Source organism: Bacillus sp. FJAT-26390, assembly GCF_001682865.1.
Classification (GTDB): domain Bacteria; phylum Bacillota; class Bacilli; order Paenibacillales; family Paenibacillaceae; genus Pristimantibacillus.
The window spans coordinates 54,583-71,126 of sequence record NZ_MAQX01000034.1 but is presented as its reverse complement, the minus strand read 5'-3'; the positions used below and the strand labels follow the sequence as shown (position 1 = coordinate 71,126).

General features: G+C 41.5%; 20 protein-coding genes and 1 pseudogene. 15 read left to right on the top strand and 6 right to left on the bottom strand.

What is annotated here, in order from left to right; all coding sequences use genetic code 11:
* The first annotated feature begins 139 nt into the window (after positions 1-139).
* The gene (locus A7975_RS27360; RefSeq protein WP_065387253.1) at positions 140-1,219 is read left to right on the top strand and encodes a phosphatidylglycerol lysyltransferase domain-containing protein; all 1,080 of its coding nucleotides are present in this window, start codon (positions 140-142) and stop codon (positions 1,217-1,219) included.
* 158 nt (positions 1,220-1,377) lie between these two features.
* Here A7975_RS27360 and A7975_RS27355 read toward each other — a convergent pair whose 3' ends face one another.
* Entirely contained in the window at positions 1,378-1,944 is a 567-nt protein-coding gene (locus A7975_RS27355) for a TetR/AcrR family transcriptional regulator (RefSeq protein ID WP_065387252.1), read from the bottom strand.
* A gap of 249 nt (positions 1,945-2,193) precedes the next feature.
* Between A7975_RS27355 and A7975_RS35700 the strand changes: the two are divergent.
* The 11 genes and pseudogenes from A7975_RS35700 to catA form a co-directional block, all read left to right on the top strand.
* Positions 2,194-2,337 (top strand): annotated as a pseudogene (locus A7975_RS35700) (NAD-binding protein); the annotation flags it as partial.
* A 52-nt stretch (positions 2,338-2,389) separates the two neighbouring features.
* A complete protein-coding gene (locus A7975_RS35695) occupies positions 2,390-2,548 on the top strand; it encodes a hypothetical protein (RefSeq protein WP_483295933.1) in 159 nt (52 codons plus the stop codon).
* Between the two features lie 67 nt (positions 2,549-2,615).
* The gene (locus A7975_RS27350; RefSeq protein ID WP_065387251.1) at positions 2,616-3,248 is read left to right on the top strand and encodes a biotin/lipoyl-containing protein; all 633 of its coding nucleotides are present in this window, start codon (positions 2,616-2,618) and stop codon (positions 3,246-3,248) included.
* Positions 3,232-4,404: an ABC transporter permease gene (locus A7975_RS27345; RefSeq protein WP_065387250.1), complete on the top strand. Its 1,173-nt coding sequence runs from the start codon at positions 3,232-3,234 to the stop codon at positions 4,402-4,404. The genes A7975_RS27350 and A7975_RS27345 overlap by 17 nt, the downstream gene beginning before the upstream one ends.
* Positions 4,405-4,732: 328 nt before the next feature.
* Positions 4,733-5,035 (top strand): Ger(x)C family spore germination C-terminal domain-containing protein, encoded by a 303-nt coding sequence (locus A7975_RS27340; RefSeq protein ID WP_065387249.1) that lies wholly within the window; start codon positions 4,733-4,735, stop codon positions 5,033-5,035.
* 75 nt (positions 5,036-5,110) lie between these two features.
* Positions 5,111-5,482, top strand: a complete 372-nt coding sequence (locus tag A7975_RS27335) for an iron chaperone (protein WP_065387248.1) — start codon at positions 5,111-5,113, stop codon at positions 5,480-5,482.
* A gap of 222 nt (positions 5,483-5,704) precedes the next feature.
* Positions 5,705-6,169 carry a hypothetical protein gene (locus A7975_RS27330; RefSeq protein ID WP_053377391.1) on the top strand — a complete coding sequence of 155 codons (465 nt, stop codon included), beginning with the start codon at positions 5,705-5,707 and terminating at the stop codon, positions 6,167-6,169.
* A gap of 211 nt (positions 6,170-6,380) precedes the next feature.
* The gene (locus A7975_RS27325) at positions 6,381-6,599 is read left to right on the top strand and encodes a hypothetical protein (protein WP_065387247.1); all 219 of its coding nucleotides are present in this window, start codon (positions 6,381-6,383) and stop codon (positions 6,597-6,599) included.
* 548 nt (positions 6,600-7,147) lie between these two features.
* Entirely contained in the window at positions 7,148-8,131 is a 984-nt protein-coding gene (locus A7975_RS27320; RefSeq protein ID WP_065387246.1) for an SLAC1 anion channel family protein, read from the top strand.
* Between the two features lie 126 nt (positions 8,132-8,257).
* The gene (locus tag A7975_RS27315) at positions 8,258-8,806 is read left to right on the top strand and encodes a GrpB family protein (protein ID WP_065387245.1); all 549 of its coding nucleotides are present in this window, start codon (positions 8,258-8,260) and stop codon (positions 8,804-8,806) included.
* A gap of 140 nt (positions 8,807-8,946) precedes the next feature.
* A complete protein-coding gene (catA, locus tag A7975_RS27310; protein ID WP_065387244.1) occupies positions 8,947-9,609 on the top strand; it encodes a type A chloramphenicol O-acetyltransferase in 663 nt (220 codons plus the stop codon).
* A gap of 78 nt (positions 9,610-9,687) precedes the next feature.
* Here the strand turns inward: catA and A7975_RS27305 are convergent, their stop codons facing one another.
* The 3 genes from A7975_RS27305 to A7975_RS27295 form a co-directional block, all read right to left on the bottom strand.
* Positions 9,688-10,749 (bottom strand): NAD(P)-dependent alcohol dehydrogenase, encoded by a 1,062-nt coding sequence (locus tag A7975_RS27305; RefSeq protein WP_065387243.1) that lies wholly within the window; start codon positions 10,747-10,749, stop codon positions 9,688-9,690.
* Between the two features lie 149 nt (positions 10,750-10,898).
* Complete coding sequence (locus A7975_RS27300; RefSeq protein WP_065387242.1) at positions 10,899-11,279, bottom strand: MerR family transcriptional regulator; 381 nt, start codon at positions 11,277-11,279, stop codon at positions 10,899-10,901.
* 622 nt (positions 11,280-11,901) lie between these two features.
* The gene (locus A7975_RS27295; protein ID WP_065387241.1) at positions 11,902-12,813 is read right to left on the bottom strand and encodes a helix-turn-helix transcriptional regulator; all 912 of its coding nucleotides are present in this window, start codon (positions 12,811-12,813) and stop codon (positions 11,902-11,904) included.
* A 174-nt stretch (positions 12,814-12,987) separates the two neighbouring features.
* Here A7975_RS27295 and A7975_RS27290 point away from each other — a divergent pair, with 174 nt between their 5' ends.
* The 3 genes from A7975_RS27290 to A7975_RS35545 all read left to right on the top strand — a co-directional run bounded on the left by A7975_RS27290 (position 12,988) and on the right by A7975_RS35545 (position 13,901).
* Entirely contained in the window at positions 12,988-13,452 is a 465-nt protein-coding gene (locus A7975_RS27290; RefSeq protein ID WP_065387240.1) for a VOC family protein, read from the top strand.
* Between the two features lie 124 nt (positions 13,453-13,576).
* Positions 13,577-13,789 carry a hypothetical protein gene (locus A7975_RS27285; protein WP_065387239.1) on the top strand — a complete coding sequence of 71 codons (213 nt, stop codon included), beginning with the start codon at positions 13,577-13,579 and terminating at the stop codon, positions 13,787-13,789.
* Positions 13,710-13,901 (top strand): S-layer homology domain-containing protein, encoded by a 192-nt coding sequence (locus A7975_RS35545; RefSeq protein ID WP_082198525.1) that lies wholly within the window; start codon positions 13,710-13,712, stop codon positions 13,899-13,901. Before A7975_RS27285 ends, A7975_RS35545 begins: the two co-directional genes overlap by 80 nt.
* A 438-nt stretch (positions 13,902-14,339) precedes the next feature.
* Here A7975_RS35545 and A7975_RS27280 read toward each other — a convergent pair whose 3' ends face one another.
* A complete protein-coding gene (locus A7975_RS27280; protein WP_065387238.1) occupies positions 14,340-15,758 on the bottom strand; it encodes a sensor histidine kinase in 1,419 nt (472 codons plus the stop codon).
* Entirely contained in the window at positions 15,755-16,471 is a 717-nt protein-coding gene (locus A7975_RS27275) for a response regulator transcription factor (RefSeq protein ID WP_065387237.1), read from the bottom strand. Before A7975_RS27275 ends, A7975_RS27280 begins: the two co-directional genes overlap by 4 nt.
* Positions 16,472-16,544 lie beyond the last annotated feature (73 nt).

The window sequence follows — 16,544 nt, the reverse complement described above, 5'->3', positions numbered from 1 at the left end:
GAAGAAGAGGACTGTTGTCCTTTTCGATATGATAAAATCTATTTAGTCTACAAAGGCAATTGCCGATGAATATAGGGATACATTTTAAAAAGGAATCAATGAAAGCATACATATATCGAACCTGGGGGATTTTCGCGTAATGGACCAAATTTCTGAAAAAAGACTGCAACGGCTGCTCGAAAGCAGCGGCCACAACTCACACACACATTTATATCATTTAGGGGATAAAGAGTGGTTCTGGGATTCAGAGCGCGAGGCTTTACTCGTCTATCGTTCAATAGGGAAGAGGAAAATTGTACTCGGAGACCCGATTGGAAGCCCAGCAGCCTGCCAGCGAGTCATTGAACAATTTATCGAACACTGCAAGGAGAACAAACAAATACCGGTATTTTATCAGGTGAAATCCACTTTTCTTCCTATATACAAGCAATTAGGCATGCAATACACCAAAATCGGAGAAGAAGCCCAGATCAATGTGTCCGATTTTCATTTGAATGGCAAGCAATGGCTTAAGCTTCGGAACCGCATCAATAAATTCGAACGCTCCGGCTACTCCTTTCAAGTCATGTTTCCCCCGTATACCGATTCATTTCTTCACCTGCTTCAAACCATTTCCAAGGAGTGGCTTGGGGATCGCAAAGAAAAAAGCTTCTCCGTAGGATCTTTTGCGCCTGAATATGTGAGCCGCTTTCCCGTCGCCGTATTAGTAGGCCCAGATGGTAGTTATGAGGCATTCGCCACGGTTGCAGGGGACCATCCACCTAACCTATCAACGCACCGAGCAGATCCGGTTAACAGACAAATCACGGTAGACTTGATGCGTTATACGAAAGCCTGTCCGCCAGGCACGATGGACGTCTTGTTTGTCTCTCTATTTAAATGGGCCAAGGAACATCACTATTCGCTTTGCAGCTTGGGCATGTCTCCTTTAGCCAACGCATGTGACCTGCTTATCATTAAGCTGCTCTATAAGTATGGGAATAGACTGTATAACTTTAAGGGCTTATACGAATATAAAAATAAGTTTGCGCCTAATTGGGAAGAGGTATATTTAGTTTATCCCCCTTCACAAGCCACCCTGACCGTGGCTGCGCTTGCAAAAATCATTCATACGCCGCTGAACAAGCAGCACGCAGCAGGCAAGCTATTTTCCAAACGCTTCATCAATCGAAATTCCTTCTCTCGGAAACGGACCGTATCCAGCGATCAGAAAAGGTAGTACGTATTCCAAAGAAGAGGTGGGAATGCTGGAGCAGTCTCTCAGGGGCCGAGCGTGAGAAGGCGACCTAGTAAATTCGAAATCGTCCGCCAAATACATAAAAAAAGCGGCAGAGATGCCGCTTTATCCATTGTGAGCATCTAAGCTTGAATGTAATCTTAGGTCTTAATTAACGCTTTGGCATGCAGCTTGCCAGCCGCGAGAAGGCTGTCGCTGAGTTTGGAATCATTAACGGATCGTGCCAGCACCAGCGTTCCGACCATCATACTAAGCAGTACGCTGCCAGTATCTCTGTCTATTTTTGCCGTACTCGAAATAAAGTGAACCATTCGTTCCAGCTCTTGGGTGAACACCTGCCGAACCTCGTCTGAGGATCGGGAAATCTCACTGGAGAGGGCAGGCAGGATGCAGCCCATCTCTGTTCTATCACGGTGAAACGCGCTTAAATAGTAATCAATGATGGCATTGATTTTGAATTCTTGCTTCTCTTGGTCAGCGGCTTTTTGCAGCAGAGCAATCGTATCGCTGATGGCAAACCGGCAGGCTTCGGCGACCAGCTGTTCTTTGTTGCCAAAGTGCGCGTAGAATCCTCCATGAGTCAGTCCGGCTCCTTTCATAATAAAAGGGACGCTGATGTCGCGAATCCCATTCGTACGAAAAGCTTTAGCGGCACTTTCGATGATTTTGCCTCTAACTTTTATCATATGGCCTTCAGGATAAGGCATTGCAATCACTCCGATGCTTATAAATCTCTTTTAAAATATTATAGTCATCATATTAATGCGTGTCAATTTCTCTGTTGACGGCCGTTAGCAATAGCGTAAGCATAAACGAAGCTATTGACTGGTTTAAAATATGATGATTATAATATATTATGATCATCATATTTTGGTGAAACATTTCATTGAGGAGGTGTGAGGCGATGAGTCAGCTTGAAGCGGTTGACACATAGGTTATAGGATCTTCCAACCAGCCTGATTATTATCGGCGGAGGATACATTGGCATAGAGCTCGGGCAGACGTATGCCAAATTCGGGGCAGAGGTGACGATACTGGAGGGAGGAGGACAGGTGCTGCCAGGATTCGAGGCGGAGCTAGCTGCACCGGTTATCCGGCAGTTGAAAGCCGACGGCATCAACATCATAACAGAATCAAGCGTCAGGAATCGTAATGGGTGCGCAAATCGTTGGCGTAGAGGCTTCAACGCTCATATCGGAGCTTGCTTTGGCCATCGAGATGGGAGCGAGCGTAGAGGATTTGGCTATGGCTGTTCATCCCCACCCCACACTGGGTGAGTTGATTATGGAGGCTGCCGAGAACGCCGTTTGAAAAATCAATATGAATAAAAATAATGAGAAGCACGTTTAGCAGCATTCAGGGAGAGGGAGATAGAGCCATGAAACTTAAAGCAGGCTTATATATTGGAATTGCCGCTCTGGTTATTGCTGGAGGCGCGCTTCTTGCTGCAGAAGGCAAAGATGCAGTTAGTCAGGCGGAGAGCAGAAAACAAGGCGTGCTTGAGGCGGAGCAAAAGATGATCGTAAATGAAAAAGGTCCGGGGACAATTGTGAAAATCAACGCAGCTGCAGGCGATTCCATCAAACAGGGAGACATTCTATTGAAGGTGAAATCAGCCGAAGGAGCCGAAGTGGACGTGCAATCGCCGGAGGATGGATGGATTAGCAGAATCCTTGTAAATTCGGGAGATCAGGTTGCGCAAGGAATGCCGGTTGCAGTTGTGCAAAAGAACACCTACTATGCGGACATCTATGTACAAGAAGGGGAAATTCAAAAGCTTGAGGTTGATAAAAGCATACAAGTTCGTTTTCCCTATCTAAAGCGTTCTGCCCAAGTCGATGGCGTTGTCGCTTCGATCGCGGCCGCGCCTCAATTTGCCAGCTTGCGCATGTCGCGAGAGAGAGGGCAAGCTGATTTAAGCATGTTTCTTGTCAGAATAGCTGTAAATACGAACGCCGATCTTCTTCCAGGTATGACTGCGGAGGTGGACCTTGATGAAATCGCTGATTGAGGAGTGGAAGTATGCAGCGGGCAGCAAGTTCCTCCTCATGATCTTTATCGGCCCGCTGATTGCCGCTTTGTTTTTTGGATTGATGTTTTCGAAAAACCAAATCAGCCAATCACCGATTGTTGTAATCGACGAAGACCATAGCGCTTATTCGCGGCAGCTGATTTCAAAAATGAACGCCTCCCCCTATATGAAGGTCACAAACGTATTCGCGAGCCGCATGGACCCCGAAGCCTTGCTGGCAAACGAGCAGGCTGTAGCGGTCATTATGCTTCCCAATCAACTGGAGCTGCATAAGCTGCAAGGGAAGTCTTCGAATATCGGAATTTTAATGGACAACACGATGCCCTCGGGGCTAATGGGGATCCGAACCGCAATTCAAGAGATTGTCACAACGGAAAATATGACTCTTGGCATGACTCGTCTGGGGCAAAGCGGGATGGATGCGGAAGCGGCCAGAGGGCTTCTATCTCCATTATCTCTCCAGCAGCGAATGTTGTTTAATCCAACGACAAGTTATGTCGGTTTTATGGTTCTTGGATTTGTAAATATCATCGTGCTGATGATCACAACTAGCGCAGCCGGATCAATTGCGCCCCGACTGCGCAAAGAAGGGAAGCTGTTTGCAAACGGCGTTTCACCTATCCAGCTTTGGGTTCGCAGCATACCTTACGCTGTACTGAGTACATTCTCTTTAATCTTAAGCTATGGTTTATTAAAGCAAGTAGGAAATATGCGGTTTGAAGCGGACCTTTATCTCTTTATTATCCCATTGCTGGTTTATTCTTTTGCCTTGTCCCTTATGGGCATATTGATCGGTTATACGGCCAAAGATGCATCTAAATTGGGTTCGCGAACAAGTCTCATCGTGTATCCGTCGTTTCTGGCCACGGGAATTCAATTGACTCCGCTTGCGTTCCCCATGTTTTTTCAGGTTACCGCATGGGCGTTGCCGATGAACTGGCTTAACCGTTTGATCCGCGGCATGGCATTTCGGCATGGATCACTGACAGCCTACAGTCTTGAGATCGGAGCATTGTTAGTTATTATTGGAGTGGCATCCTTGCTAATCGGATTGTTGATGCTTCGTGAAGCGCGCAAAACGATTGCTCCTGCGGACCAGCTTGCAGGTTCGGGCGTTTTATCGGTCAGCATTTAAATGGAAGCGCCGACGACTTGCTGAAGAAGCACCTTTGAATGAGCCGGTTATGGCTTATTTAAAGGTGCTTCTTTTATTTGCCTGAAGGAGTGACGGTACTGGTCAATACGTAGTTTTTTATGTATAAAATATTAAGCGATGTTAAAAATAGGAGATAAAACAAATGTTGAGGAGTAGTTGAATGGGTGATTCAGTACAGGAAATGAAGTCAGTCAACTTGCCTTAACTGAAATTCCGCTTCAAGCCATCCATTCGTTAAAAAAGAACAGAGTCGTGCTTTATTTAGTCCAGTGTCTGTTAACCCCGAAGCATTAAGCTGGACTTCGCCTTGTTTGTCGCAGAAAGCAGAGAAGGCATTCCTCTATCAGCCTTACTTGAAACGATTACGATGGTTGTATTAGTTGATCTAATCTTAGGAGCAATTGATAGCCAGATACAAAAAGAACTCGAAAAACGTATAGAAAATCGGTTTTACCAAGTGTTTGAGCAATCCCAAAAAAGCCGTACGGATTTTTTCGGATTTGGCCAATATTTTCGCCATCAGATTCCTTATCCAGAACTAAAAGACTGGCAAGAAGTATATTATCCTAAATTAATTGTGGATTTTCAGGTCAATGCAAATATAGAATAGGGGGAGACGTCAGCCCTCAAGATGGTCTGAGGGATTTCTCTAAACGACATCTTTGTTATTCTAGGAGGGAACAAGATGGAAGTTTTTGCGGCTTTTTTAGCACATATTGATAACCCGCAGCATCGGGGCCGAACAGAAGAGGTTTTGACTTGGGTAACGAAGAAGTTTCCTGATTTAGTGCCAAAAGTGGCTTGGAATCAGCCTATGTTTACCGATCACGACACATTTATTATTGGCTTTAGCGTATCTAAACAACATTTGGCAGTTGCCCCTGAAAGGGCAGGGATTAATCATTTTTCTGACGACATTGTGAAGGCAGGCCATGATCATACGAAAGAGCTGGTACGTATCAAATGGAATAGTCCGGTTGATTTCACTTTACTTGAGAAAATGATCGAGTTTAATAGGATGGATAAGGTAGATTGTTCGACTTTTTGGCGGAAATAGAAAAGCTAGGATAGGCATCGGGGCACGATTTGTCAGATTGTTTTTGTGAATACCAGTCAATGTGAACACCCTTTAACAAACTCGCTATTCAAAATGTTCTCTTGCATCATTTTTGCGATAATATGGGGTAGGTAAAAGAATGAATTTGAAGTTTGGCTTCGTATTTGGTGAAATGCGGAATTTTGTTGCTCGGAAATAAAAACAGAAAAGGAATGGGTAGAAATGTCATATATCGTTGATTTTAATAATGTGTCTACGGTTGGTTTAGAGTCTTCCCCTGTAGTAGAAGCGCTTGCTGGTTTACGTGCGAATGAAGCCCGTTACTTTATGAACAAATACAAGCATGAATTTACGGTTGTACCAGCTAGCGAAAGCCAGGAGAGCCTTGATTATGTAATTCGGATTTTGAAAGAAGAACGTGATATTGAGTTTGCGGCCAAACCTTTGGAAACGTCGCGTTTTGAATTGGAAAATATCAAATTTACCTACGTGTTTTATGAGGATGGTCTTGCGGTCAATGTCATGTATACGGTTGATGACCCTAAGAAGCGGGCCGTTGGCTTTAAGCTTTCTGAGGGGATGGAGGTACCAAAGGAGTTGGAACAGAAGTTTAAGTTTGCTAGGCAGAAGTCTAAACTTGCTGGAACGATTCGGGGCTCGTTTTTTGTCATTAAAGGACAATATTAAAGCAAACAAAAGCGCAATTGGAGGCTTATCTGATTGCAGCCATGAGAACAGCGCGGTAATAACGAAACGGAAGTATTTTTAAGCTAGCTTAGTTTAAGAGCTACATATCCGAAGTGGGAATGAAGCTCTTTTTGCAAGTTTAGGCTACTATTATTTTCCAAATATCGTTTTATCATTCTTGCGTGTTCTAAAACGGCGCGAATCAGTAAGATTGCTGCTGCAATCCATCCGGCCATTACTTTATTTTAATGACTACCTGGGTCATGATAAGTATTACCCAAAGTTTGGATATAAAAAAGCCAGTCAATTTGGCATAGAAGCACCCTTCGAAGTTTCTGATGATAATTTTATAGCAGTTGAGCTTATTGCAGGTGGTCTTTCAGATTTCCATGGCGTTGTAAAATATGCTAAAGAATTTTTTGGAAAGTAGATTATAAACTTGAAATAATGGTTTTACAAGATGAAGGCTCAAGCATTACCCGGATCATAAGGTATTATTTCAAAAGTCAGGCTTGGCGAAAATATGATCATGGATGAGCAGGCGCTGCGGTGCCTGCTCATTTTATTATGCTGACGGACAGCATAACGTAACCAAATAAGAAAATTGCCTCATGAAATTAAAATTAATTATAGTTGAAATTATTGGGCATTATAAGGAAAAAAAACGTGTAAGCCTCTATATTCCCCAGTCGTTGATATTGATTTCATCCATACTGCCGGGTGACAACGAGCGACCCCGCTTGCTTTGAATCATAGAACCCTTCTATCGTTTTTATAGAAAAAATGATATTGATCTATAAATGTGAATCTCATAGAATGAGGCAACAGGAGAGAGTGGAGGTAATCGATAGGAGGACGAGACGTTTACAAGCATGACGAATCAGGCTTAGTTTGGTAAACCGTTTGTCTTCGACAACTTAACACGATTGCACTTTGCATTAGAAATACAATAATGGATATAGAAAGTGGTGACGATCCATGCAAACCATGGCTGCCGTACAGAAACAAAAAAGGATCGGTTCTGTTCAATTTTTACCCGTTAATCTATTTGCGTCGGTTATGGGAATTTCAGGTCTCTCATTGGCTTGGAGACAAGCAAGCAAGCTATTCGGCACTTCCCCCGTCATCGCGGATATCATTGGAGTTGTTGCAGTTCTGGTATTTGTTGCGTTAAGCATAGGTTATATTTCAAAATGGGTTCTTTATCCACAAAAAGTAAAAGAAGAATTTGCGCATCCGATTTTAGGGAATTTTTTCGGTACGATTACGATTTCCATTTTATTGCTTTCCTCCGTGATAGGCACCTATAGTCAAATATCGGGGCAAGTGATTTGGATCATCGGAACTGTCCTTACTTTAGCGCTTAGTTTCGTCATCATTTCACGCTTGTTGAACGGGAATCATGATCCAGGTAACGCGGTTCCAGCCTTGCTGATTCCTGTGGTAGGGACCATTAATATTGCTGTTACCGGCGGGACAATGCCTTTCTCTTGGGCGCATGAAATTAATCTGTTGTCCCTCGCGATCGGAGGATTTATTGCTATTGTTTTCGTTTCCTTGATATTATCGAGAATGATTCATCAAGCACCACTGCCGGAAGGATTAACGCCTTCCATGCTTATCTTGATTGCTCCGTTTGAGGTTGGTTTTCTTGGCTACACGAACTTCGAGCAGCGGATTGATCCCTTCGCTTCCATCTTGTTTTACTTTGGTCTGTTCTTGTTCATTATCTTGTTCTTCAAAGTATTCAAAAAGTCCATCCCGTTTGGAGCTTCCTGGTGGGCTGTAGGCTTTCCAATGGCTGCTCTCAGCAATGCGTCTATCAAATACGCGATGTTTGTGCATTCCTGGCTGCTAATCGCCATTTCCGCGGCCATTCTGGCTTTGGTAAGCATCGTTTTGATCGTTATCTTTATTCGAACAATAAAAATGCTTTTTAAAGGAAGTCTGCTTAGTGCATAAACATCTAATAAATAGCCACTTTGAATTCTGTTAAATACACTGCATAGGAATCTAATGAGCAGGATAACTCAACAACAAGGAGAATTTTTAAAAGTAAACTCTTGTTGTAAGGAGATGATTAATTGTATGGCTAATGATAACGACCAGAATGACTATCCTGTTTGGGCGGACGAAACAGTAGAAATAAAAAATCCTGATCCTATGTGGATTGAATGCGGTGTGCATGAAAGAAATGAACTTTTTAAGCTGCTCCTTCCTTTTGGTGTAGATCAAGTAGAGCATATTGGAAGTACATCAATTCCTAATTTACCAGCTAAACCAATCATCGACTTAATGGCAAGTATTTCTTCATTAAAGGATATAAACGAAATTTCGATTAAATTAGCCACACATGACTGGCATTATGTGCCGCCCGTATTAGATAAACAACCATGGAGAAGATTCTTTGTTAAAGTTAAGAATGATAAGCGGATAGCACATCTTCATCTCATGTTAAAGGGAGAGGAACGTTGGGAAAAACAACTCTTATTTCGTGACCGTTTAAGAATGAACCCGTCACTTGCTTTAGAATACGCAGATCTTAAGTATAAGTTAGCTCATGAATTTACTAATGATCGAGAATCTTATACAGTAGCAAAAACGGGCTTTGTAAATAGCGTAATAAAAGAAAAATAAAAATTTAATTGAAATGTTACAGAGTCAAAGTAGGGGCAGTAGAAAAATAATGCGATGGGATTGTGAATGAGGATATGGTTAAAGCAGTGGATTTAACCTCCTAAAACAAAAAAAGCAATCATTTTAGGAGGTAATAATAAATGTATTTCAAACCGATTGTTATGGATAGCTGGAGTAGAAAACCCTATTATGAGCATTATTTAAATAATGTTAGATGCACCTTCAGCATGACTGCAAATATTGACATTTCCCGGCTGCTAAAAGAACTTAAGAATCGTGGGATAAAACTGTATCCAGCACTAATCCACATGATAACTACAGTGGTAAACCGCCACCATGAATTTCGTACCTGTTTTAATTCTGACGGGACATTAGGTTATTGGGATAGTTTGTCTCCTAGCTTTACCGTTTTCCATGACGATGATAAAACTTTTTCAAGCATATGGACTTTGTACGGTGAAGATTTTAATGATTTCTACAGTCGTTATCTTAATGATATGAAAAAGTACGGAAGTGTTAAACAATTTGCTGCTAAAACAAACGAACCACCCAACACCTTCCCTATTTCTAGCATTCCTTGGGTTAGCTTCACTGGCTTTAACCTGAACATCTATAACGAGGGAACCTATCTACTACCCATCTTTACAATGGGGAAATACTTTCAGCGTGATGAAAAAATATTATTGCCATTATCAGCACAATTCCATCATGCCGTTTGCGACGGATACCATGCCGGGATGCTGTACAATGAGCTGCAATTACTTGCAGATGCTTGTACGGAGTGGTTGCCAAACTGTAACTAACGGGAACCGATAATTGAAGAGCTTCATCCCCTCATTGGGAATGAAGCTCTTCAAGAGGGTAGAAAACATCTTTGCGAATTACAAAGTAGAGATATCAATAACGAACCGATACCGCACATCACTTTTGAGGACACGCTCATACGATTCTTCGACTTGGTCTGCACTTATCACTTCAATCATAGGGGAAATGCCGTGCTCAGCTGCGAAATCGAGCATTTCCTGGGTTTCACGAATGCCACCAACGAGTGAGCCTGCAATGCTGCGACGACCCATAATTAATGAAAATACATGATACTTGTCTGGTTCAGCCGGTGCGCCAACATTTACAAGTGTCCCATCAATGCGAAGTAGTGATAAATACGCGTCAACATCCAGATTTGCAGACACGGTGTTTAAGATTAGATCAAAACGACCTGCTAATTCTGCAAATGCAGCGGAATCACTTGTCGCGAAGTAATGATCTGCGCCAAATTTCAATGCTTCCTCTTTTTTATTATTAGAGCGACTCAATACGGTAACTTCAGCGCCCATAGCATGAGCAAACTGGATCGCTAGGTGGCCAAGACCTCCCATTCCCACAATGGCAACCTTCTTGCCGGGGCCGGTGTTCCAGTGTTTTAGAGGAGAGTAGGTGGTAATGCCTGCACATAATAGTGGGCTTGCCACATCCATATCCAGACCGTCTGGGATACGGACAACGAACCCTTCCGTCACAACGATTTTTTGGCTATATCCTCCGTATGTTGGATTACCATCGTAGTCTAGACTGTTATAGGTGTTAATAACACCCTTCGTACAGTATTGCTCCTCTCCACTGAGGCAATATTCGCATTCTCCGCAGGAATCAACAAAGCAGCCAACGCCAACGCGGTCACCAACGACAAACTTGGTTACTTCTGTTCCAACTGCTTCTACGACTCCGGCAATTTCATGACCAGGAACCATTGGAAAAATTCCGCCACTCCATTCACCGTATGCACTGTGAATATCAGAGTGGCAAATGCCACTAAACTTAATATCTATTAAAATATCGTGTGGCCGCAATTCTCTCCGCTCGATCGTGATCTTTTCAAATGGTGCTTTCGCACTTGGGACACTAAGAACACGCGTCGTAGTAATGTTTTTATGATTATTGCACATAATTGATCATACATCCCTTTCTTCTGTAAAATAATAAGTTGATTGAAGAAGCAACTCACATTAGCTTATTACTTAATGGATTTAAAACCTACGAGAATAGCTTAATCCTTCATGTTGACTTTAAGGCAAGAGTTTTTTGAAAAATATTTTTATTTATGATCTTTGTTGTACTTATTTTCTAAATCGTTATAGTATTCAATTTTCAAATCAATTTTTATAAAAGCGTTATCCAAGTCTCTTTGTTTTTCCATCATTTTCTCTTTATGCTTTTCAAATATCTGTTTGCGTTGCGTGGCTGTGCGGTCTCCTTCTTTTGTTAATTCCACGATTGCACGTAACTCTGCGAGAGGGATATCGGTTTTCCGTAAACATACAATAAGCTCTAACCATAATAAGTCTGCCTCGTTAAAAATACGATTTCCATTTTCATCTCTGTTTATATAAGGTAGAAGACCCTCTTGTTCATAATATCGAAGTGTATGTGCAGGCAAACCGATCTTATCCGCGGCTTCTTTTATGTGAATTTCCATTGTATCCTCCATCAATCTTCATCATTGTTTTGTTCTAATTCCTGTGATCAATCGAGCAAGGTTTATTATAGACCTTAAAGTGTACTTTAATGCAACAACGTTCAGGGAATTTAAGAATATCTCTTGACTTAAAGCTGGCTTTAAGGACTATTGTTGCTTTGCAGTTTAGTATGAAAAAATTTTTGACAGACAGATCGTTCAATTCAATTCTCATTCAAAACCGCTTTGCTCAAATTGTAATCATCCCATGCATTTAATACTTAATTTCGATCTTAAAGATAGGAGAATACAAGATTTAGATAATTAGAATTTTGGGAGAGCCCCTCTTTGCTACAGAACATATCTTATTTTTATTTTTGTAAAAATTGCAATACTATAGATACGGAAACGCAAAGCACCTAAGCTTTAAAACCTTGATTGGCTTGATGCCTTTCAAGGTTTCTTTTATATCCTACTATATGACGCTATTTCCTAATCAAATAAATGTCATAAAATTGAAGCTAATGCGTAAAACCACGCCTGTTATCATCAAGCAATATCGAGTGACAGGACTGGCGGTTGGCCAAACATACCGCTCCGGTAACCTTGGCGAAATATCTAACTGATGTTAAAAGGGACCTTTTTAAGAATATTTATTTATCATTTTATTTAAATAATTTCGAAATTGTTCAACATATGTTTTGGGCTCTACTATTTCCAGATTTGTACCGAAACTTGCTAAAAATTGAAATCCAATACTGTTTTGTGGAACATCAATTGTTGCTAAGAAATATTCAGAACTATAGTTTTCAATACTTTTTCGACCGTACCTTTCAATGAATTGATCTTTTACGCTAGGTGTAATCAATGCCTTAATGGCGACTAGTTGCGGTTGATAACTTGCTTCATGTTCTTGTTCTAGTAAATAATCTCTAGGGTTAAATGTTTTTTCATTCATAGTAAGATTATCGATCCTAGATAATTTAAGTGTTCTATATCTCTGCCGATGTAAACAGAATCCCTTCAAATACCAACTGGTCTCGCTAAAATGAAGCTGATAGGGCTCGACAATTCTATTCGTTTTAATGCCATTTTTATCAATATAATCAAATGAAATTAACTTTCTCTTTAATATTGCTTCTTGGCATGTCTTCAAGGATTGAATAATCTCAGACCGACCCTCCCAATCATAAAATGACAAGTGAATCGAACTTTTCCAGGATGATGAGCTTATCATCGCTTCAATTTTTTTAAGAGTTTGTTCTACTTCATCACTAAATAGAATTTGTCCCAATCCACCCAGTGCTGTTAAAATATTTTCTAAGTCATTACTGCTTAAAAGTCGTTTGTCTAATTTGTACTCATCCATAATCCCGTAGCCGCCGTGAACTCCATTTATAGAATAAATAGGTATATTAGAAAGACTCAAGGTTTCCATGTCACGCAGAATCGTTCTTTTAGACATGTTAAATAATTTTGAAAACTCGGTTGTTGAAACGACGTCCTTCTGCAGCAAGATCATTACGATAGATATTAACCTTTCGATTTTCTCCATATTATCCCTCCGGCCCGAACCGTAATCAATCAACCTATTTATGAAAACTCACAATAATTACTGAGCATCCTCTTTAGGTAAAAAAATAAATGTTTACAAAGCTATAATAGGTGACAAGAAAGCTGTCACCTATTATAGCTTATACTTCATGTATTACAAGAAGGAGGTTTTTTCATGTCAGTTATTGCATATTTAAACTTTGATGGGAATACAGAGCAGGTCATTGCGTTTTATTCAGAAGCTCTGAATTCAAATAAAGTAAAAAAGGTGAAATTTAAGGATCTTCCGCAAGATCCAAACTACCCTTTGCCAGAAAATGAGTTGAATATGATTATGGAGTCATCGTTAGAATTCGCTGGCGGAAAAATAATGTTGTCGGATATTCTACCATCCATGAAGAAGGTAACGGGCGAGTTGGTTATGGGAAACAATATACTAATTAGTATCGTTATCGATGATAAACAGGCACTGGAAGATTACTTTTCTAATTTGTCTGTAGGTGGTTATATTATCTTGCCGTTATCAGACATGCCTTGGTCATCCTGCTTTGGAATGTTGGTTGATAAATTTGGTGTTGTTTGGAAGTTTAATAGTGACGCAGAAAAGTTTCTTGATAGAGTTATTTCCAACAAACAGTGACTCAATGAAGTAACGGAGAACGTTAGTGCAATAATACAGCGGTAGTCTAGAACTGAACTGCACCCCTAAGAAAGGGCAGAAGTTTAAACATTATCCTGGGTCTTTAAAAGTGGAGGCCGTTCGTTTGCATGTTGAGAAGGGATGGAGTTACAGCAAGGTTTGGGTAGAAATCGGAGGGACGGCGAGCGGCAACCGGATTACGGCGGAAGTCGATCATTTCACGAAGTTCGCGGTATTCGCCGTAGCAAAGAAAGAGCCTGAAGAGAACAGATGCAGGCTTTACGTTCAGCGACGTAACAGGCCACTGGGCGGAAGCGGCAGTATCGGCAACGGTTGAGAAAGGCATCGTTCAGGGCATCGGTGCCAACAAATTTGCGCCGAACCAAACGGCAACGAGGGCGCAGGCACCAGTCATTCTGCTTAGAGCGCTCGAGCTTGCCGGCAATTAAAGCTTCATCTGCTCTTTAAAGCCAGGCCCCCGGTACTTGAGCCGGGGGCCTGGCTTTTATAACAGCACCGGACGGTTTCCTTGAGAGACAGCTACAAAACGAAGAAAGCAGTTGTCGCAGCGTTGCTTATTGCGAGTTAATTACTCGAATTACATAGGTCATAAAACTAAAAAATAAGGGAGGCCGATCCTGCAGAGGATCGGCCTTTGTAATGAATGGAGCTTGATGATGCTCACATTTTTCTTTATTGATCGTTATGTTATGGTTTGATCGTTTAGAGGAATGTGGATAACCTTGAAAAATTACCATACTTTTTGCGTACGAATTGCGAACCGCAAAATAAGACTGGCGTGCAGCGATCCGGAGTAGGGAGGGAGTGGGAGTAGCCCTAGTTGAATGAAATCGCGATGAAAGACTCCCCATTCACAGGTCTGAAAACTAAAAAGTAGAAGGGGTATTATTCTTTTGAAAAATCATGCGGAAAGCGGTTTGCCCGTTGCTTGTATCAAGCTGTAGCTCTCCATTGTGCTTCTCCATTACATGTTTAGCTATAGCCAAGCCCAGTCCTGTACCGCCGTCGCATGTGCGTGCTTGGTCGCCGCGTGTAAAAGGATCAAAAATGATCTTATACAAATTATCTGGGATGCCTGGTCCGTTATCGATGACATTCAGTTGAATATGCGATTCCGTTTCCAGTAGTTGAAGAAGTACTTCGCTCCCCGCAGGGCAATATTTAAGCGTGTTAATTAATAAATTAGATAAGGCGCGGTATAGCATTTTCGCATTAAACCGGATTCGAATTTCATTCGACGGAATTTGGACTTGAATGAGGAGTGGTTTTTCCTCGAATTGATTGTAGAATTGGGCGGCGATTTCCCTGACGAATTCCGCGATGTCTGCGAGCTCGGTTTCTAGGACATAGTCCGGACTGTCCAGCTTGGATAATTCGAATATATCATCGATCAAGGAGGTTAGCAGATTCGATTTATTTAAAATATAGTCTAAGTAATCCTGCCTTTTCCCTTCATCGTCAACGATTCCGAGCTGTAAAGCTTTGGCATACCCCTGAATGGTTGTAATCGGTGTTTTGAGATCATGTGATACCCCAACGAGCAAGCGTTGTTTGCTTTCTTCCAGCATTCGTTTCTCTGTCTCGGATTGTTCTAATTGTTCCGCCATATTATTGAACGAATCTTGAATTTGCGCCAACTCATAGTCAGCCTTAAAAGCTAGTCTTGTCCGGAAACGACCGTTCGCCATATTTTGCATACCGCTTGCAATGGCTTCGAGTGGGTTTGTAATTTTGAGAGCGGTCCATCGACTGTACAGGTAGACATTAAGGCTGTAAAAAACCAAGAAAAGGATAATAATCAAAAGTACCAGCTCAAAGAAGGTCTGCTCTAAGGCGGCGGGCGTTTTATGAAATAGAAATTCCTTTGTAATATAACCTTGCGGTATGTGGACAAGACAACGGTATGACTTTCCTTCAGTCGTTTGAAAAGGTGCCATAGAAACATATTCAGTTGCGCCTTTAGGTTCATTAAAGAGAGAAATGAGCTCATCTTGGGTGTATGAAGTGCGATGATCTGAAGAGGCTCCACGGGTGAAAACGACTTGCAGATTTTCATCGAGGATCTCGATCCATCCTCCAAACGATTCGATAACCTCGACTGGGATTTGTGTATAGTCCATACGAACAATCTCATTTGCTTTTATTTTCGAGACCGTAGGATCTGCCAGTCGAGATTGGACCTGGCTATCAAAAAAAGGAAAAATTAAGCATACAAAAATGCCCAATGTAATTGAAAATAACATATATTTTTTTATCAAGGAAGTAAATATTTTGTTTTTCTTCATGTTGGATTAACGCTCTTTGCAAATTTGTATCCCAACCCGCGGATTGTCAGTAAGTAGACGGGTTGCCTTGGATCATCTTCCATCTTTTCTCTCAATCTGCTGATATGCACCATTATAGTATTATCGTCGTTCATATAAGGCTCAGACCAAACATTTTCAAAGATTTGTTTTTTTGTGAAAATTCGACCGGGTGTTCCCATAAATAACTTTAAAAGAGCGTATTCTGTTGAGCTTAAAGGTATGGCTACTCCTCGTTTCTTTAGTTCGCAAGAATGGTGATCGAGAACCAAGTCGCCCAAGTTGGTTAGTTGGTTCGATATTGAATCCGAGGCGATAGGAGAAGCGAATTCATAAGACCTTCGCAGCTGGGCTTGAATACGTGCAACGACCTCAAGCGGATTAAATGGCTTGGAGACGAAATCGTCTGCGCCAAGACCTAGCCCTAGAATTTTGTCGGCATCTTGATTTTTGGCGGATAAAATAATAACAGGCAGCTTATATTTCTCGCGTATCTTTTTAAGCAATTGGTAGCCGTTAAGCTTCGGCATCATAATGTCAATGACCGCCAGGTCGATTTTGTTCGTCTCAATTTGCTGCCAAGCTTCAGCCCCGTTAAAGGCCTCGATGATTTCAACCTGTTCACGCTCCAGAAAAATTCTCATCAATTCAACAATTTCCGGTTCATCGTCAACAATTAAGATCGTTTTGGACATACGCAGATGCCTCCCCTTTGATGTCGTATTTAAACTAATGATTCCATTCAGTCTTTGATAATCCTGCTTTTAA